This is a genomic window from Nocardia sp. NPDC057663 (assembly GCF_042799895.1).
Lineage (GTDB): Bacteria > Actinomycetota > Actinomycetes > Mycobacteriales > Mycobacteriaceae > Nocardia.
The window spans coordinates 103,432-120,767 of record NZ_JBHVHX010000018.1; the positions used below are offsets into that span (position 1 = coordinate 103,432).

Genomic DNA, 17,336 nt, shown 5'->3' on the forward strand with positions numbered 1-17,336 from the left:
GGCTCAGTCACGCGCGTGGCGAGCTAGCGGCGCGTGCCACTGGTAGTGGCGGGCCAGCAGCCGGAAGCCGATGGCCCCGGCGGCGGCGAGCAGCCCGGTCCACGCCCGGTACAGGTCGAAGTGCAGCAGGGTAGCGGTGGTGGCCGCGCCGAACAGGGCGGGGATGGCGTAGAGGTCCTGATCGGGGCGAAGGACGCGAGGCACCTCGCCGCTGAGCACGTCGCGCAGGACGCCGCCGCCGATGGCGGTCGTCAAGCCGAGCAGCGCGGCGGTGGGCGCGCCGAGGCCCGCCGAGTCGGCGATCACGGTTCCGGTGACGCAGAACAGGCCGAGCCCGATCGCGTCGGCGATCTCCAGCGGACCCTTGGTGAGCCGGGGCGAGGGCGCGATGAAGTACAGGACGAAGGCAGTCAGCAGGGACGCGGACAGGTAGGTGAGGTCGGTGAACGCCTCGGGCGGCGTGCGCCCGATCAGCAGGTCGCGCACGATGCCGCCGCCGAGCGCGGTCGCGCAGGCCAGGACCGCCATCCCGAACAGGTCGAGCCGCTTGCGGACGGCCACCAGCGCACCGGAGGCGGCGAACGAGATCACCCCGAGCAGCTCACCGCCGTGATGCACCGCGGTCACCGCGGAATCCAGCTCCGTCACCGACGGCCCGGTCGCGACCGCCGCCACCAGCACCCCAACGCTCACCGCTCACTCCTTCTCGCCCGATCCACCCAGCAGCGTGACACGCAGGAGTGCACCGCCGGCCACCCGGCCTCACCGTGTCGCGCGGTGGGCGGAGAGCTCAGGCCGGCGCGGGACGCGCCTTGTCGGTGGCGAGCAGCACCGCGATGGTGCCGAGCGCGGTCCCCATCAGGTACCGCTGGGTGCGTAGCCAGAGCGGCCGCGCGGTGAGGAAGGCGGCCAGACCGGCCGCGCCGAGCACGATCAGAGCGTTGACGGTGAGCGCGACCGAGATCTGGACCGCCCCGAGCGACAGGCTCTGCAACCACAGCGTCCCGCGCTCCGGATCGACGAACTGCGGGATCAGCGCCATGTACATGATCGCGATCTTCGGATTGAGCAGATTGGTGACGAATCCCATGGTGAACAGCCGTCGCGCCGGATCAATCGGCAGGTCGGCGGGCGCGAACACCGACACTCCACCCGGTCGCACCGCCTGCCAGGCCAGCCACAGCAGATAGCAGGCGCCGGCCAGCTTGATCCCCACATACAGGCCGGGAACCACCGCGAACACCGCCGTGATCCCCGCCGCGGCGGCCAGCAGATACACCCCGAACCCTGCCGCGACCCCGGCCAGCGAGATCATCCCCGCTCGCCGCCCCTGCGCCACCGTCCGTGATACGAGATACATCATGTTCGGCCCTGGCGTCAGCACCATGCCGAGCGCCGCCGCCGCAACCCCGATTACCGCCGTTGTCTGAAGCACTCATCGAGTCTGACCTGGTCAGCCGGGCCTTGTCGCGGTCCAGTCGGCGTCTGCTGGACCCGGGCCGCTGCGCGGGGGACCGAATCAGCCCAGGTCGTGTCGGCCCCGGTCCGTACAATCGACAAAGGCAGCCGAAGCGCCCCATCGCGTCGGTACCCACTGGAGAAACATCCCGGCCGAACGCACCCCGCACAGGGCTGACGAGCCCGTTCGGGGCTGCCCCTCGCCCCAGCAGTCGAAGCGCATGCGCAGCAGGCGCCCGTCTCGAGTGCTGAGTCGAGGGTCGCGAGGCCCAGAACCCGCGGCCCCGGCCGCCGAGGAGCACTGTGACCGACGGTCCTTTGATTGTGCAGAGCGACAAGACCCTGCTGCTCGAAGTCGAGCACGAGCTGGCAGGCAACGCGCGGCAGGCCATCGCGCCGTTCGCGGAGCTGGAGCGTGCGCCCGAACATGTGCACACCTACCGGATCACGCCGCTGGCGCTGTGGAATGCCCGCGCCGCCGGTCACGATGCCGAGCAGGTCGTCGACGCGCTGGTGAACTTCTCGCGCTACGCGGTGCCGCAGCCGTTGCTGGTCGACATCGTCGACACGATGGGCCGCTACGGCAGGCTCCAGCTGGTCAAGCATCCCGCGCACGGCTTATGCCTGGTGAGCCTGGACCGCGCGGTGCTCGAGGAAGTGTTACGGCACAAGAAGATCGCGCCGATGCTCGGTACGCGCATCGACGACGACACGGTGATCGTGCATCCGTCCGAGCGCGGCCACATCAAGCAGATGCTGTTGAAGATCGGCTGGCCCGCCGAGGACCTGGCCGGCTACGTCGACGGCGAGGCGCACGACATCGGCCTGGATTACACCGACGCCAAGTGGCATCTGCGCGACTACCAGGAGATGGCCGCCGACTCGTTCTGGGCGGGCGGCTCGGGCGTGGTCGTGCTGCCCTGTGGCGCGGGCAAGACGATGGTCGGCGCGGCCGCGATGGCCAAGGCCAAGGCGACCACGTTGATCCTGGTCACCAACACGGTCGCCGGCAGGCAGTGGCGGCGGGAACTGCTGGCGCGCACCACACTGACCGAGGACGAGATCGGCGAGTACTCCGGTGAGCGCAAGGAGATCCGCCCGGTCACGATCGCCACGTATCAGGTGATCACCCGCAAGACCAAGGGCGAGTACAAGCACCTCGAGTTGTTCGACAGCCGCGACTGGGGGCTGGTGATCTACGACGAGGTGCACCTGCTGCCCGCGCCGGTGTTCCGGATGACCGCCGACCTGCAATCGCGGCGCAGGCTCGGCCTGACGGCGACGCTGGTGCGCGAGGACGGCCGCGAGGGCGATGTGTTCTCGCTGATCGGCCCGAAGCGCTACGACGCGCCGTGGAAGGACATCGAGGCGCAGGGCTGGATCGCCCCCGCCGACTGCATCGAGGTGCGGGTCACGCTCACCGACGCCGAGCGGATGGCGTACGCGGTCGCGGAACCGGAGGAGCGCTACAAGCTGTGCTCCACCGCGCGTACCAAGATCCCGGTGGTCGAGTCGATCCTGGCCCGGCACAAGGACGCGCCGACGCTGGTGATCGGCGCGTACCTGGACCAGCTCGAGGAACTCGGCATCGATCTGAACGCCCCGGTGATCACGGGCGCGACGAAGAACAAGGAACGCGAGGCGCTGTTCGACGCGTTCCGGGCGGGTGACGTGCCGGTGCTGGTGGTGAGCAAGGTGGCGAACTTCTCCATCGACCTGCCGGAAGCATCTGTGGCGGTGCAGGTTTCGGGCACCTTCGGCTCACGCCAGGAGGAGGCCCAGCGTCTCGGTAGACTGTTGCGGCCGAAACAGGATGGGGGACAGGCGCACTTCTATTCCGTCGTCGCCCGCGACACCCTCGACGCCGAGTACGCCGCGCATCGGCAGCGGTTCCTCGCCGAGCAGGGGTACGCGTACCGGATCACCGATGCCGATGATCTGCTCGGACCGCCGATCGGTGACTGATCTGCTCGAGCCGCTGATCGCCTGTGTGGACGGCGCGTAGCGCTGATCGCCAGGTCGGATCGCGGTACCGTGCGGTGAAGTCCCCAGCAGATAAGTGGAGGCAACACCTCCGCAACTTGTGCTAGGAAGGAACCGTGCGCCGCTTCGAATTCGTGGTCGACCGTGAGCACGCTCATGCGGTCAACGAGACGTTCACCGGGTTACGCAGGATGCGCGTGGTCGCGCTGCTGGTGGCCGGGCTCGCCGTCGCGGCCACGGCCGCCCTGCTGTGGGGCGGGCAGGCATGGGGATACCTGCTCGCGGTGGTGTGTGTCCTCGTGGCGGCGATCGCGCTGTGGGTCGCACTGTGGACCCCGCACCGCTCCAGTATCGAAAAGCTGTACCAGGACGGCGCTTTGGTGCCCGCCGTGGTCACCGAGACCGAGCCGTCCGGCATCGTGCTGCTCGCCCTCGTCGACGTCGCCGAGCCCACGGCGACGACGCGCAGCTGGGCGCTGATCACCCGCAAGGTGCGCACGCTGCCCGGCCACGCGTCCGAGCCGGGTGAGCGGGTGCCCGCGGTCGCGGTCCGCACCGACAGCGCGCCGCGGCAGGTGGGCGAACGCTGGCAGCTGGTCACCGCCATGCCGATCGCCTGGGGCACCCGCGACAGCGCGGTGATCGAGCGGGCCCGTGGCGAGATCACCGAGATCGAATGGCAGTTGCTCACCGAGAACCTGGCGCTGGCCGCGCGGGTGCGGCGCACGGCGACCAAGCGCCTGCTGCTCGACCCGCAGCAGCTGCCCGGCGACCTGGGCTAGGAGCGTCCCGGCGGGGCTGGGACGATGGACTGTGTCCGCGGGGCCCGATCCGGCGAAAGGTGTCTGTCCAGATGCGATGGTCGGCCTCCATCTGCGCGATCCTGGCGATACTGATGCTCGGTATCCGCCCGGTCGACGCGGATTCGGGGCTGATCGGCGCGCCGGGGCTGGGCGATCCCTACTACCCGATGGACGGCAACGGCGGCTACGACGTCACCCACTACGACCTGACGATCGACTACGAACCGTCCACGTATTTCCTGCGCGGCACCGCGCGCATCGATGCCCGCGCGACCCAGCCACTGGCGCAGTTCAACCTCGACTACCGCGGCCCCGAAGTGCTGATGGTGACGGTGAACGGGCAGCCGGCGGGGTTCACGCGCGACGGCGACCACGAACTGGTCGTCACCCCGCTGCTCCCGCTGTTGCCCGGCCTGCCGATGCGGATCGTCGTCGACTACGCCGGTCAGACCGCCGACACCGAGGGCGAGGGCTGGACCTACGCGCCCAGCGGCGGCGCGTTCGCCGTCGGCCAGCCGCACAGTGCGAGCACCTGGTATCCGCTCAACGACACGCCACTGGACAAGGCGACATTCACCCTGCACGCCACCGTGCCCGCCGACTGGGAGGTCATGTCGACCGGTGACCGCACAGTGCACGAGGTGCGCGACGGCCGGCTCGTCACCACCTGGGAGACCAGGCAGCCGGTCATCGGGTACCTGACCACGGTCGCGGTCGACCACTTCACCTTCCTCGAACAGCGGCGAGCGAACGGCACTCCGGTGCTGAGCGCCTTCGCGCCGGAGTCCGAGAGCAATCGCGACGACGAACAGCGTCTGCCGGAGATCCTCGACTTCCTCGAAAACCTGTACGGCCCCTACCCGTTCGACGTCGCGGGCGGCATCTACGTCGACACCGTGATCCCGTTCTCGCTGGAAACCCAGACCCGCCCCACCTATGCGCCGTGGGCGGACCTGGACACCGTGGTGCACGAGCTGGCCCACCAGTGGTGGGGCGACACCGTGTCGGTGAAGCAGTGGTCCGACATCTGCCTCAACGAATGCTTCGCCAGCTACACCGCCGAATACCTCTGGATCGAGCGGGTCGAGCAGGCCGACGTCGACACCAAATACCGCGAGACGATCGCGAAATTCCGGGACGAGCCCGAGTTCTGGGAGATCGCGCTCGCCAATCCCGGCGCGGGCGACGAATTCACCTCGGTCTACTACCGCGGCCCGCTGTTCCTGCACGCCCTGCGCAAACTGCTCGGCGAGGACGTATTCTTCACGGCCATCCGTGATTTCGTGAGTACGCGCCGCGACGGCCATGCCTCGATGCCGGAATTCCGGCAATTCCTGCAGAGCCGGACTTCGATGCCGCTCGGTGAATTCCTGGGCGAGTGGCTGGATTCGACGTCGCCGCCGCGGGAGGCATTCCTGTATCCGGGCACGCTGGGGCGCTGAATCGCCGCGGCGTCGATCAGACTCGGGGTTCCTTGGCTGCTGGTCAGGTTTGATCATCAGCTGGGAGGTGGGGTTCGTAGCACCACGCGGGCGCGGGTCGGCGGTGCGGCGCGGGCTTGCGGTTGCCCTGTGCGTAGCGATGTCGGAATGTGATCCAGCTCGGCGGGCTTTACCTGAAGTGCACTCGAGCTTCTAGTCTAGGTTGTACTGCGTCAAACCGAAGCTAGGAGAAGCGATGACGATCGATGCGGCAGTGCGGGTGCTGGAGCGGTATGAAGGGGCATTCAACTCCAACGACGCCGACGGCATGAACGCATTGTTCTGGGAGGACAGCACTTTCGTGAACTTCAGTGGCAGTGTGGCGGCCGGCCGGGACGAGCTGCTGACCAAACAACGCTTCGTGTTCGGCGCGAACGGGCCACTGCACAACGTGAATGTGCACTACCACCTGGAGAAGACTATCGAGTTGGCACCGACATTCGTGCAGGTCGTTGCGCGGCAACGCACACGAGGTAGCGACGATTCGGCGCGGGACCCGATGCACGGTGTGATCATCTTGACTCTCGAGCAGCGGGCGAGCGAATGGCGTATCCGCACCGGGCAGAACACCCCGGTGAGTATCGGGTAGCGGGTGGGGCGCGTCGACCGCGGCGGCGGAGATGATGTCCTGTGTCGCCTGCCATTTCTCGTACGGCAGGTAGTGCGGGATGGGTGCGGCACGGGCGGTTGACTATTTCTCTTCCATGCGGGCGCGGGCGCGGTCTGCCCATCGCTGCATTCGCTCGAATTGGCTACGTGCGGAAGTCAATTCGCCGCGTGCCCGATGCTCGGCGGTGCGGGCGAAATGGCGCTGCTGTTCGGCGTGCTCGAGTTCGGTGCGCAACTCGTCGATGCGGGACTCGATGGCGTCGAGGTCGGTTTTCGATTGTGCGGCAGCTGCTTCCGCCTCGTCCCGAGCCGATCGGGCAGTCTCGAGCCCGGATTCGGCGTCGTCGAGTTCCTGCTTCGCCTCGGCGAGACGTGCCGTCTCGACGTCCTCCGGTGACTTGCCGGAACGGCGGGTGCTCGCGCGCTTCGCGGGCGCTGCGGCCTTGCCGCCGGTGATCGCGACCAGCCCGGCCGGGCCGAAACCGTCGTAGGTGACGGTGGCGGGCAGGACACCCGCGCGGACCTGATCGGCGACGCCGGGATCGGCCAGCGCGGCGGTGAGGGTCTGGCCGACCTCGCGCAGCACCTGTTCGCTCGCGGGACGGTCGTGCTCGGCGGCCAGTTCGGCCGCCCGCTTGGTCATCGCGTTGACCACTTGCTGGCGTTGCGCGCCGAGCGCGCGGAGTTTGTCGCCGGAGAGCTGGCGCTGCGCCGAACGCAGGGCGTCACCGAGGTCGAGCAGCGCCGCGATCTCCTTCGGCGCGTGCCGGGCCAGCAGGTTGACCGTCCACGCCGCGACCGTGGGTTTGCGCAGCGCGGTGACGGCCTTGGCCAGGTCGCGGTCGCCGTCGGCACGCGCCTGGGCGGCCCGCTCGGTGCGGGTCGCCACGAAGTCGCCGGGGTCGAGGCCGTACAGCTCGCCTGCGACATCGTCGAGGGTCATCTTTGTGATGGTAGCCAGGGTTCGACGTGGCTGAGCGCGGACGACACCGGCTTGGGTATCGTCACCGGCGGTCATGTATGCCTGAACCGTTCGGTGAGTGAGGTTTTCAGTGATTTTCCCAGGAAAGCGGCTGCTGGCGCGGATCGTGCTCGCCCCCGTGGCGACGGTCGCGCTGGTCGGGGCGGTCGTCGCCTGTTCGTCGGACAGCGATTCGTCCGCGGGCGCGGTTACCAAGGGCGCCTGCGTCGAGGTCACCGACAACGCGGCCGACGCGATGAAGGCCAGCGTCGGTGACTGCTCGGCGGCGACGTCGAACTACCGGATCGCGCAGGTCGGCACGGCCCCGCTGACCTGCGCCGTCGAGGACGCCACCTTCAACGGCACCGTCGGCGACACCAAGACCGGGCTCTGCCTGGCCCCCAACTTCGCCCAGGGCAGCTGCTACGCCGACGCGGGCAAGCGTCCCGCCGAGGCTGTCGCCTGCACCGCGCCCGAGGCCACGTTCAAGGTCGTCAAGCGCATCGACGGGGTGGCCGACGAACTCCAGTGCGGCACCGACGCGACCCAGTTCCGCACAGTGACCGACCCGAAGGCCACCTTCTGCATGGCCAAGCCGTAATCCTGGAGCGTCAGTCCAGAAGGGCGACCGACGCGATCCGGTGGAGGGTGAAGTGGCGGGTCGCGCCGGTGACGGGGTCGACGGCGTCGAGTTGGCCGTTGCCGACGCGGACCGGTTCGACCACGCGCTGGCTGGCGACGCCCTGGGCGTCGACGTAGCCGATATTCACCGGGCGGCCCACCCTGGCGGCCAGCTGGAGCAGGGCCAGGGTGGCCGCGGTGCCGGTGCGGGTGCCGTCGGTGCGCACGGACTGGCCGGTGCGGGCACCCGCGGCGCGTTCGCCCGCGCGGAGTTCGGTGACCAGCAGGGACAACTGCTCGTCGCTCGGGGGGCTCGGGCGGTAGGGCTTGCGGGCCAGCGGGCGGACGGCGATGCGGGCGCCGCGCGGGCGCAGGTCGACGATCGCGCCCGCGGAATCCTCACCGGCCGGGGCGAAACCGGCCGCGCGCAGCTGGTCGAGCAGCTCGCCCAGTGGGGCGAGGGCGATGGCGACGGTCGGCGCGATCGCGCGCAAGGCCAGGATGTCGGCCACCGGTGCGGCCAGGACCTGGGCGAGCAGGGCCGGGTCGTCGCTGCGCAGGAACGACTGGGCCATGCCCGCGCGCAGTTGGCCGTGGCGGCGGGCGACGTCGTCGATGAGATAGGTCAGCGACTGGGGGACCGGCGTGCGGGAATGGCCGGCGAACAGGGCGTGCAGTTCGGCGGCGGTCATCCCGGCGTCCAGCGCGCGGCGCACCGAAGCGTCGCCGACCCGGTAGACCGTGGCCGCGCCCGCCGACTCCACATCGGCGACCAGCGCGATCCGGCCGCGTAGTTCGGGGACGAGCGGGCCGGGGGCGATCACCGTCAGGTCGGCTTGGACGAGCACGTGATCGACCGGTTCCGGCAGAGCCGCGGCCATCTCGGCCTCCGCGTCGGCGACGCTGGTGGGCGCGCCGTGCAGCAGGGCCCTGGCGGCGGAATCGAGCGCGCCGCGGCCGAGCAGGCCGACCGTGGCGGCCTCGGCGAGGGTCGCGGTGACCGCGTCGAGGCGGAAGTGCCTGCGCCTGCGCGGCATCCGCCAGGCCAGCAGCTTGCCGATATCGGACGCGGACAGCGCGGTGCCGCTCGGATATTCGGCGAGCAGGCTGAGGATCGCGTGCCGGTCACGCACGGCGTGCGGGATGCGCAGCTCCGCCGAGAGCGCGGCGATCGGCTTGTCGGCGGCGTCGCGCAGGCCGATCATCCAGGGCATGCGGTCCAGGTCCAGCCAGGCCTGTGCCAGCAGCACCCAGCGGGTCGCCGGCGGCGCGTCGAGCCAGGCGTCGGCGGCGGGGGTGGGGGCCCAGAAGTCGTCGGTGGTGTCCAGGTCCGGCATCGGCTCGGGCAGGCCCTTCTCCACGAGCTTGGCGGCGGCGAGCAACTCCAGCAGCAGGCCGGTGCGCGGCTCGTCGACGCCGGTCTGCTTGGCCAGCCTGCGCAATTCGCGCACCCCGAGCCCACCCGCGCGCAGCGCGGGGGCGGGCAGGCGGCCCAGCGCGTCGAGCAGATCGGCGCAATCGCGCAGCAGCTCACCGACTTCACCCGCGCCGACCGCGTTCACCTCGGCGGGCGCGTGCCTGGTCAGCGTGGGCTTCGGCGGGGCCAGGGCATGCGGGTCGGTGACCGGTTCGCCGCGCAGCACCTGACCGACCGTCACCGGCAGCTCGACCGTCTCGTCGTCGATCCGGTGCAGCAGCCTCGCATCCAGCAGGCGCGGCACCGGACGGTCGGCGGGCGTGCCGGGCGCGGCATCCCTGGTGCGGCCGCGCGGGCCCGTGCTGGCCAGCTTCTCCAGCAGCGCCCGTTCGGCCGGACTCGCCTGTGTCAGCGCGGTGGTGACCTCCGGCTCGGTGAGCGCGTCCGGCAGCGCCGTCGTCGCGCCGAGCGGCCAGGGGAGGGCTTCGGCGGCGCTGGGCGACAGGTGCAGGCTGTCGCCGGTCTGCCAGACCAGCGCGCGGTCGAGCAGGCGGGTCAGCGCGGCGGTGAACGCGACCTTGGTGACCCGGTCCTTCAGCTGCGCGTGCAGCGTGGTCTTGGACAGCGGCGTGATCGCGGTGCCGATGGTGCGCGCGTCCTCGTCGACCGTGAGTGCCTCGATGATCGCGAACTCGAGCGTGTCGAGGTCGTCGGCGGCGCGCAGCACCGAGGCCCGCTGCTGGGCGCGCACCGCGAGCACCGACATGGACGCGGGCAGCGGCACCGCCAGATCGGGCCGCAACTGCAGCAATTTCACCAGCTGGACGTCGGTGCGCGCACCGAGCCAATCGGCGAGGGAGTCCGTCGCGATCATCCGATCCAGCCTACGTTGTGCGTATGCCAGAATGAGGCCGTGGTGAACAAATCGAAGAAACCCTACGTCGACAACGGCTGGCCGCAGGTGGCCGACGGCGAGCACGCCGTGACCGAACTGTCGGCGACCCGCGCCGGTAATCTCTCGCCCTTCGGTGAGGACACCGAGTTTCCCGTCCCGGCGGCCAAGCTGCCGTATATCCACCCGCAGACTGTCATCAACCGGGTGTAGTTCGGACGCGAAAGACAAGAGCCCGCATCCCTGGGGGATGCGGGCTCTTGTTGTCTGCGGGGGCGATCAGGAGGGCAGCAGGCCCTTGTTCGCCTCGAAGAAGTCGATCACGGCCGGGTCGAGCTGAGTGCCCTTGGCCGAGTTGAAGAAATCGAGCGCCTGCTGCGGCACGGCGACACCCTGCTGCTGCACGACGGCGAGCGCGCGGTCGACGGCCTGGAAGACTTCCTGGCTCGGATCCTGCACCTGCGGGACGTTGACCTGCGGGACCCAGCTCGGGGCCGAGGGAGCGATGCGCTCGGTCGGGCCGCTGCTCAGACCCAGCTTGGACGAGCAGGAGGGCCAAGCGCCCCAACCCTGCGAAGCGAGAACCTTTTCGGCGACCGCGATCTGCTGCTCGCGGCTGGCCTGGTTGGCCGTGGCGGCGTACTCGCCACCACCGTGTGCGTTCCAGGTGGAGGGCGAGAACTGCAGCCCACCCTGGTAGCCGTTGCCGGTGTTGATGCCCCAGTTGCCGCCGGCTTCACACTGCGCGAGGCTATCCCAGTCGGAGTCGGGGGCCGCGCTGGCGTTTCCTGCGAAAGCTGCACTGGCAGTGCCGATGATGGCGCCGGTGACGGCGACCTTGGCGACAGTGCGGCCGGTGGAAGTCGGCTTGCGGTGGCGTCCACTCATATCGGGTTTCTCCCTCTCGTGCGCACCTGCATGTGGTCCGGACTGAGAGGTCTCCCGGTCCGCTCTCACCCCTGATTCCAATCGGGGTCCGGTACCCGCGGGGTGAGGTTCGGTGCGGCGGGCCGGTGGTTCCGGGGGTTGCCCCGGCTGAGAGAAACGGTACGACGGACAGCGGCGAAAGTCACTATTTGGTAACCGGCGTGTGCGGGTGGGCATCGGGGTGGTCTCAGGGTGATCCCGGAGGCGTCCGCGCAGGTTGTCGCGGTGTCAGGTGTGCGCGGCAGTTGCACGCTCACTTCGTGACCTTGCCGTTATGTGACGAGGATCACACCTCTGTCTGGGCATTGATTCGCCGGGGTAACCGGTTGACGCGTCAACGCGCGCGACGGCCCGACCACAACGCGAACACCAGGCCGAGCAGGAAACCGACCGGCGCGAGCATCGCCAGGCAGTACAACCACAGCCCCGGCGAGCTGTCCGACACGATCGGCGTCACGAAGATCGCGACCACGGCCAGGATCCCGATCCCGAACAGCGCGACGGCGAGGTGCAGCAGGCGATCACTCGGACGCCGGGGGCCGCCCGCGGGCGGAGGTGTGTTGGTCACCGTTGCACCGTAAAACTGATGTGCTCGCGGTATAGCCACCGGGGTAGACTCTGGACACATCGCGTCCTGCCTTGCTGTGGGGCGCGTTCTTTTCGCGACAAAGTACGAAGTAACCCGGACCACAAGGGTCCGGGTGTCGAATGATGAACGGGTGAGCGCAGTGCCGACCGGCCGGGTGAAGTGGTACGACGTCGAAAAGGGCTTCGGCTTCCTTTCCCAAGACGAGGGCGAGGACGTCTACGTCCGTTCCTCCGCGCTGCCCGAGGGCGTCGAAGGGCTCAAGCCCGGCCAGCGCGTCGAATTCGGCATGGCCGCGGGCCGCCGTGGCCCGCAGGCGCTCAGCTTGAAGCTGCTCGAGGCGCCGCCGACCATGCGCGGCAACCAGACCCAGCAGCCTGCCCGCAAGGACGCGGGCCCGCGTAAGTCGCCCGACGAGCTGCACGGCCTGGTCGAGGACATGATCACGCTGCTCGAGACCAAGGTCCAGCCGGACCTGCGCCGGGGCAAGTACCCGGATCGCAAGCTGTCCCAGCGCATTTCCGAGGTCGTCCGCGCGGTCGCCCGCGAACTCGACCACTAGCTCCGGCTTTTCCGCCCCGGCCTCCCCGCGAGGCCGGGGCTTTTGGCGCTATACCTCCGGCGTGCTGATCGACCAGGCGGCGTGCGGGATGTAGCTCTCGCGGCCGGTTGCGATGTCGCGGGCCAGAATCGGCAGCTGCACCTCGATGCCGATCAGGCGCAGGTCCGGCTCGGGCTGGGATTCGATGGTGAGCGCGCGGATGCCCGCGGGGTAGTCGGCGAAGCTGAGCACCCGGTCGACCTGCTCGCCGGAGGGGCGCTGATAGATCAGCTGTACCAGCCAGGGCGATTCGGAGATCTGGTCCGGCAGCGAGATCTGCACGGGCTTGCCCGACTGGACCGCCAGCTCGGCGGTCTCGCCGTACCGGCAGTCCTGCATGGTGACGGTGCAGTACATGAACGGGTCGACGGTGATGGTCTCGCCGTGCGCGTACGCGGTGATCTGCGGTTCGTGCTCGGGCGCCTTCGACACGGCGTACGCGACCAGCCCGGCGGTCACCGCGGCGACGGCGACCAAGCCTGCCGCGACCAGCGCGAAGATCGTGCGGACGTTGAGCTTGCTCACCGGATGGGGTCTCCTGTCCCTCGCGGAACCGCACCGGGGCCGACCCGGTGCGGATGGGTGGTTGGCACTTCCTGCTCGGCGTGCTGCGGACGGTTGCCGCCGAGCCCGGGCAACAGTGAATGCCCGGCGTAGCTGACGAAGGTCTGGATCAGGCCGGCCACCAGGATCACGCTGATCACCGCGAAACCCTTCCAGAATTCGATCGGCAACAGCACACCGGCCGCCCCGCCGATCACCCAGCTCAGCTGCAATACCGTCTCCGACCTGCCGAAACCGGAGGCGATCGACTCCGGCGGCAGGTCGTCCTGGATCGCGGCGTCCAGCGACACCTTCGCCAGGGCGCTCGCCGCCGACGCGACCAGCGCCGCGAAGGCGGCGCCGAACAGATTGCCGGTCAGCATCGCGAACAGCGCGACCGCGGTGCACGCGGCGGTACAGCCGAGCACCACCAGCGAGGGCCTGCCCAGTTGCAGCCGGGCGCCGGTCGCGTTGCCGCCGAAATTGCCGACGCCCGCCGCGACGCCGACCACCGCGAGCATGGCCGCCTGTTCGGTCGGGCTGCCGCCGGAACCCTTGGCGACGAAGGCGATGTAGAAGGTCAGGAAGCCGGTGAGCACGCGAATGGAACTGTTGCCCCACAGTCCGGTGACCACCGCCCGGCCCAGCGGCTGACGCCGTTTCCTGGCAGGCACCGAGGACTCCTGACCCGGCTCCAGCACCTCGGTGTGCGCGTCGTGGCCGTGATAGCTCAGCGTCGCGGGCACTTCGCCCTCGGTCACCTCCACCCACGACGGAATCCGCAGACTCAGGTATGCGCCACCCACGGCGATGCCGGTGGCCAGCACCAGCGCGCCGGTGGAGCCAGCGATCACAGCGGTCAGCGCGGCCAGCGCGCCCGCGCCGATAGTGCCGCCGACCAGGCCGAACACGGTCAATCGTGAGTTGGTGCGGACCAGATCGATATCCGGTGGCAGTACGCGCGGCGTGACCGCGCTCTTGAGTACCGCGAACGATTTCGAGCCGACCATCATGCACAGGGCCAGCGGATACAACCCCCACGTGTCGATCTCGAAGATCAACAGCGCCGCCAAGATCGCGCGCAGCCCGAACGTCGTCGCCAGGGCCAGCCTGCGACCACGCTGCAACCGGTCGAGCAGCGGCCCGATCAGCGGCGCGATGATCGCGAACGGGGCGATCGTGATCAGCAGGTACAGCGCCACCTTCGTCTTGGACTCGGCGGTGGCACTGGCGAAGAACAGGGTGTTGGCCAGGGAGACGGCGATCGCGGCGTCGAGCGCGAAGTTGGCCATCGTGGCGTAGGTGAGCGCGGTCAGGCCGGACTGGTCGGCGCCGTCGGCCTTGGCGGCGCGCTGGAAGGTCGCGAAGCCGCGTTCGGTGAGTTCCCTGCTGCGCATGGCGGCGACGCGGGTCACGGTGAGTTTGCGCGGGATCCGCTGCTCGGCTCGGTCGTCGACGGGCTCGTCGCGGGGGAGCGGGCGGGTCGGCGGCGGAGCGGCGCGTTTGCCGCTGTCGTCCGCGGGGCGTCGCTCACCTGGTGCATCAGGTCCGGCCGGTGCGCCACGCAACGGCGTGGTCGGCACGGAACCCGGGTCCGCCTTGCCACGCCGGAACAGGCTCCTCGACCTGACCGTCGGCGGATCAGGAGAGTCGGGGCGGGGGAAGACCTTGCGCGGCCGCCGCGGCTGTTCGTCGTGACCGGTTTCGCCCGCGCGCGGCGGGTACTGCCCGAAGCCGGGGTGTCGGCCGGGTGGGGTGCCCGCGGCGGTACCGTCCCGGCGACCACGGTCGGGACCGGATGGTTCGCGGGGCGTAGTCACAGTCCAATTCTGGCGCACGCGGGGGCTCGGCGTTCACTCGCGGCGCGGCAGTGTCGGCCACACTGCGTCATTTCGGCACGAACCGCACCTCGAACAGGCGCGGCCAGTACTTGCCGGTGAGCAGGAACCGGTCGGTGCCCGGCAGATGCGCGATGCCGTTGAGGACATCGGTGCCCGCCCGCTCGCCGCGGCTGAGCAAGCCGCCCGCCTCGATGACGGCCAGCACCCGGCCGGTGTCCGGGTCGATCCGCAGGATCTCGTCGGAGGGGTAGTTGTTGGCGTACACCGTGCCGTCGGGGGCGCAGTCCAGCTCGTTCGGCTGCGGGTCGCGGTAGCCGGTCAGGGTCACCGAGCCCGTTTCCGCGAAGGTCACCGGATCGCGGAAGGTGAGGGTGGGCGTGCCGTCGCTCATCACCAGCCGCTGCGGCTGCGCGCACAGGCCCCACCCCTCGCCCTCGTAGCGGACGCGGCCGGTCTCGGCCAGGGTGACCGGGTCGCGCGCGATGGCGACCTCGTCCTGCCAGGTCAGCTGCCAGACGATGCCACCCGCCCTGGTCATCCCCTCCCCGAACATCGCGGTGGGCAGGTCGGCGCGCGCGGTCTCCGCGCCGGTGGCCTGATCGGCGGCCCGCGCGCTCGACACGCCCCACATGCCGGTGCTCTCGTAGCGGATGCCGTCGACGACCTCGAGACCCTGGGTGAAAGCCTGCGGATCGTGCGGTGACGAGCCGATCACCTCCACGCGCCAGCGCACCGGCTCGGGCTCTCCGGAGCCGCCGCAAGCCGCCGCGCCGAGCATGCTGACCAGCACTGCGACGGCCAACGAACTCCGATTGCACTTCATACGGCAAAATGTATGCCGTGAGCGCAGTATCTGTTTCGGAGTCCGGCGTGCGTCCTGTTCTGGCCGATGCGGCCGAAGTCGCACGTCGTGCGCTCGTCGAGTTGGAGCCCGACGGGGTAGGAGCCCATCTGGGGGTGAGCGCCGAGGACGAGACGGCGGCCACCCACCGGTTCGAGGCGACCCTGCCCGGCTACCGCGGCTGGCAGTGGGCCGTCGTCGTCGCCGCGCCGCCGGAGGCCGAATACGCCACGGTCAGCGAGTCGGCGCTGCTGCCCGGCCCCGACGCCCTGATCTCCCCCGACTTCATCCCGTGGGAGCAGCGCGTCCGCCCCGGCGACCTCGGCCCCGGCGACCTGCTGGCCCCGCCCGCCGACGATCCGCGTCTGGTCCCCGGCTACCTGGCCACCGGCGACCCGGTCGTCGACGAGGTGGCCCACGAGGTCGGCCTCGGCCGCACCCAGGTGCTCAGCCTCGAAGGCCGCCTCGAAGCCGCCCAGCGCTGGTACACCGAGTTCGGCCCCGACACCGAGATGGCGAAGGCCGCCCCCTCCACCTGCGGCCTGTGCGGCTTCTACCTGCCCCTGGCAGGCGCCCTGCGCGAATCCTTCGGCGTCTGCGGCAACGCGATGGGCGCCGACGGCCACGTCGTCCACGTCGAATACGGCTGCGGCGCGCACTCCGACGTGATCGCCCCCAGCGGCAACGGTTCACCCCGCTACGAAGCCTTCGACGACCACGCCGTGGATTTCGTCGAGATCGCGCGGCCTGCCGCCGTGGAAGCGGCTCCCGCCGAGCCCGCACAGCCCAGCGACTCGCAGGAGACCGCCGAGGCGGAAGCAGCGGACGCGGCCGCCGCCGAACGCGCGGCACGCGCCGAAGGCGCCCGCCCGGAGTCGGCCGACGAGGTCGTCGCCGCAGAGCTGATCGCGGATGCCGAGTCTGCGTCGGCTACGGAGACTGCCGCTGCGTCTGCCCCGGAGGCCGAGGCTGCCGCCGTGGAGGCTGTGTCCGACTCGGGTGCTGAGGCCGTCGCCGTGGAGGCTGTGTCCGACTCGGGTGCTGAGGCCGTCGCCGTGGAAGCTGCGTCCGCCGCAGGTGCCGAGGCTGCCGTTGCGGAAGCTCCGGCCGAGGCGAAGACCGACGAGGCTGAAGCCGTTCCGACCGCTGTCGCCACCGAACCGCAGGCCCCCACCGCGCACGCCGAGGTTGCCGCTGAGACGCCGTCGGATGCTGAACCTGCCGCGGCCGCCGAACCCACCGCGGAGGCGCAGAGCGCCGCCTCTGGTGACGAAGCGGAGTCAGGCCAGACCGTCGCCACGGAGTCGCAGGCTGACGCCGAGGTGACCGCGGGCGCAACTCCGACCGGCGCCGACGACGTCGTGGCCGAATCTGCTTCTGGCGCTGAGGCTGCGACGGAATCCAACCCGGCCGCCACGGAGGCACCCGCCTCGGGTGTTGGGGCTGAACCCGCCTCGGGCACCGATGTTGCGGCTGGTACGGCTGCTGAGGCGGATTCTGCTGGTGCCGAACAGGTCAGGGCCGATTCTGTGTCGGGCGTGGAGGCTGTGGCCGACGGACCGGAGGCCGTGGCCGAACAGGGCGCGGCCGAATCTGCTTCGGGTGCCGAGGCTGGTTCCGAAGCGGTCGGTGAAGGCACCGCGAACGGTGCGCCTGCCGATGAGGCTGTGGCCAGCGAGCCCGGTGCCGAGGGTGCGGGCAATTCGGTGAGTGAGCACGGATCGCCGGTGGCGCGCTGAACGGTTCGGCGGATCCCTTCGGCACCGCGGAGC

17 protein-coding genes are annotated in these 17,336 nt (G+C 70.1%); 8 read left to right on the top strand and 9 right to left on the bottom strand.

Features of this window, described 5'->3' with window-relative positions; genetic code table 11:
* Window positions 1-3 precede the first annotated feature (3 nt).
* Both ACFVAV_RS28220 and ACFVAV_RS28225 read right to left on the bottom strand, forming a co-directional pair.
* Complete coding sequence (locus ACFVAV_RS28220; RefSeq protein ID WP_379038537.1) at window positions 4-693, bottom strand: trimeric intracellular cation channel family protein; 690 nt, start codon at window positions 691-693, stop codon at window positions 4-6.
* Window positions 694-790: 97 nt separating this feature from the next.
* Window positions 791-1,387, bottom strand: coding sequence for a LysE family translocator (locus tag ACFVAV_RS28225; RefSeq protein ID WP_379038574.1), 597 nt, complete (start codon window positions 1,385-1,387; stop codon window positions 791-793).
* Window positions 1,388-1,761: 374 nt separating this feature from the next.
* Here ACFVAV_RS28225 and ACFVAV_RS28230 point away from each other — a divergent pair, with 374 nt between their 5' ends.
* The 4 genes from ACFVAV_RS28230 to ACFVAV_RS28245 all read left to right on the top strand — a co-directional run bounded on the left by ACFVAV_RS28230 (window position 1,762) and on the right by ACFVAV_RS28245 (window position 6,314).
* Window positions 1,762-3,423, top strand: a complete 1,662-nt coding sequence (locus ACFVAV_RS28230; RefSeq protein WP_379038538.1) for a DNA repair helicase XPB — start codon at window positions 1,762-1,764, stop codon at window positions 3,421-3,423.
* A gap of 134 nt (window positions 3,424-3,557) precedes the next feature.
* Window positions 3,558-4,223: a DUF3239 domain-containing protein gene (locus ACFVAV_RS28235; protein ID WP_379038539.1), complete on the top strand. Its 666-nt coding sequence runs from the start codon at window positions 3,558-3,560 to the stop codon at window positions 4,221-4,223.
* A gap of 71 nt (window positions 4,224-4,294) precedes the next feature.
* The gene (locus ACFVAV_RS28240; RefSeq protein WP_379038540.1) at window positions 4,295-5,686 is read left to right on the top strand and encodes a M1 family metallopeptidase; all 1,392 of its coding nucleotides are present in this window, start codon (window positions 4,295-4,297) and stop codon (window positions 5,684-5,686) included.
* Window positions 5,687-5,921: 235 nt separating this feature from the next.
* Window positions 5,922-6,314: an SgcJ/EcaC family oxidoreductase gene (locus ACFVAV_RS28245; RefSeq protein WP_379038542.1), complete on the top strand. Its 393-nt coding sequence runs from the start codon at window positions 5,922-5,924 to the stop codon at window positions 6,312-6,314.
* Window positions 6,315-6,416: 102 nt separating this feature from the next.
* On the opposite strand, the gene ACFVAV_RS28250 is transcribed toward ACFVAV_RS28245, so the two are convergent.
* Window positions 6,417-7,277 (bottom strand): hypothetical protein, encoded by an 861-nt coding sequence (locus ACFVAV_RS28250; RefSeq protein ID WP_379038544.1) that lies wholly within the window; start codon window positions 7,275-7,277, stop codon window positions 6,417-6,419.
* Between the two features lie 109 nt (window positions 7,278-7,386).
* Between ACFVAV_RS28250 and ACFVAV_RS28255 the strand changes: the two genes are divergently transcribed.
* Entirely contained in the window at window positions 7,387-7,896 is a 510-nt protein-coding gene (locus tag ACFVAV_RS28255; RefSeq protein ID WP_379038545.1) for a hypothetical protein, read from the top strand.
* 10 nt (window positions 7,897-7,906) lie between these two features.
* On the opposite strand, the gene ACFVAV_RS28260 is transcribed toward ACFVAV_RS28255, so the two are convergent.
* Window positions 7,907-10,207 carry a helicase-associated domain-containing protein gene (locus ACFVAV_RS28260; RefSeq protein WP_379038546.1) on the bottom strand — a complete coding sequence of 767 codons (2,301 nt, stop codon included), beginning with the start codon at window positions 10,205-10,207 and terminating at the stop codon, window positions 7,907-7,909.
* A 39-nt stretch (window positions 10,208-10,246) separates the two neighbouring features.
* Between ACFVAV_RS28260 and ACFVAV_RS28265 the strand changes: the two genes are divergently transcribed.
* Window positions 10,247-10,438: a hypothetical protein gene (locus tag ACFVAV_RS28265; protein WP_378852503.1), complete on the top strand. Its 192-nt coding sequence runs from the start codon at window positions 10,247-10,249 to the stop codon at window positions 10,436-10,438.
* A 66-nt stretch (window positions 10,439-10,504) separates the two neighbouring features.
* On the opposite strand, the gene ACFVAV_RS28270 is transcribed toward ACFVAV_RS28265, so the two are convergent.
* Together ACFVAV_RS28270 and ACFVAV_RS28275 are read right to left on the bottom strand one after the other, a co-directional pair.
* Window positions 10,505-11,113, bottom strand: coding sequence for a transglycosylase family protein (locus ACFVAV_RS28270; RefSeq protein ID WP_379038547.1), 609 nt, complete (start codon window positions 11,111-11,113; stop codon window positions 10,505-10,507).
* Window positions 11,114-11,486: 373 nt separating this feature from the next.
* Window positions 11,487-11,720 carry a hypothetical protein gene (locus ACFVAV_RS28275; RefSeq protein WP_379038548.1) on the bottom strand — a complete coding sequence of 78 codons (234 nt, stop codon included), beginning with the start codon at window positions 11,718-11,720 and terminating at the stop codon, window positions 11,487-11,489.
* A gap of 160 nt (window positions 11,721-11,880) precedes the next feature.
* On the opposite strand from ACFVAV_RS28275, the gene ACFVAV_RS28280 reads away from it, so the two are divergent.
* Window positions 11,881-12,300 (top strand): cold-shock protein, encoded by a 420-nt coding sequence (locus ACFVAV_RS28280; protein ID WP_379038575.1) that lies wholly within the window; start codon window positions 11,881-11,883, stop codon window positions 12,298-12,300.
* Between the two features lie 48 nt (window positions 12,301-12,348).
* On the opposite strand, the gene ACFVAV_RS28285 is transcribed toward ACFVAV_RS28280, so the two are convergent.
* The 3 genes from ACFVAV_RS28285 to ACFVAV_RS28295 all read right to left on the bottom strand — a co-directional run bounded on the left by ACFVAV_RS28285 (window position 12,349) and on the right by ACFVAV_RS28295 (window position 15,546).
* Window positions 12,349-12,864: a DUF2771 domain-containing protein gene (locus tag ACFVAV_RS28285; RefSeq protein WP_379038549.1), complete on the bottom strand. Its 516-nt coding sequence runs from the start codon at window positions 12,862-12,864 to the stop codon at window positions 12,349-12,351.
* Complete coding sequence (locus tag ACFVAV_RS28290) at window positions 12,861-14,702, bottom strand: MFS transporter (protein ID WP_379038550.1); 1,842 nt, start codon at window positions 14,700-14,702, stop codon at window positions 12,861-12,863. Before ACFVAV_RS28290 ends, ACFVAV_RS28285 begins: the two co-directional genes overlap by 4 nt.
* A 67-nt stretch (window positions 14,703-14,769) precedes the next feature.
* On the bottom strand, window positions 14,770-15,546 hold the full coding sequence (locus ACFVAV_RS28295) for a glutaminyl-peptide cyclotransferase (RefSeq protein WP_379038551.1): 777 nt from the start codon (window positions 15,544-15,546) through the stop codon (window positions 14,770-14,772).
* 17 nt (window positions 15,547-15,563) lie between these two features.
* Between ACFVAV_RS28295 and ACFVAV_RS28300 the strand changes: the two genes are divergently transcribed.
* Window positions 15,564-17,303, top strand: a complete 1,740-nt coding sequence (locus ACFVAV_RS28300; protein WP_379038552.1) for a DUF3027 domain-containing protein — start codon at window positions 15,564-15,566, stop codon at window positions 17,301-17,303.
* Window positions 17,304-17,336: the final 33 nt, after the last annotated feature.

What these genes read in the sequence shown, in the direction of transcription:
- ACFVAV_RS28240 (WP_379038540.1), top strand. Translation starts at nt 4,295, where the DNA reads ATGCGATGGTCGGCCTCCATCTGCGCGATCCTGGCGATACTGATGCTC.
- ACFVAV_RS28270 (WP_379038547.1), bottom strand. Translation starts at nt 11,113, where the DNA reads ATGAGTGGACGCCACCGCAAGCCGACTTCCACCGGCCGCACTGTCGCC.
- ACFVAV_RS28295 (WP_379038551.1), bottom strand. Translation starts at nt 15,546, where the DNA reads ATGAAGTGCAATCGGAGTTCGTTGGCCGTCGCAGTGCTGGTCAGCATG.
- ACFVAV_RS28260 (WP_379038546.1), bottom strand. Translation starts at nt 10,207, where the DNA reads ATGATCGCGACGGACTCCCTCGCCGATTGGCTCGGTGCGCGCACCGAC.
- ACFVAV_RS28225 (WP_379038574.1), bottom strand. Translation starts at nt 1,387, where the DNA reads ATGGTGCTGACGCCAGGGCCGAACATGATGTATCTCGTATCACGGACG.
- ACFVAV_RS28250 (WP_379038544.1), bottom strand. Translation starts at nt 7,277, where the DNA reads ATGACCCTCGACGATGTCGCAGGCGAGCTGTACGGCCTCGACCCCGGC.
- ACFVAV_RS28245 (WP_379038542.1), top strand. Translation starts at nt 5,922, where the DNA reads ATGACGATCGATGCGGCAGTGCGGGTGCTGGAGCGGTATGAAGGGGCA.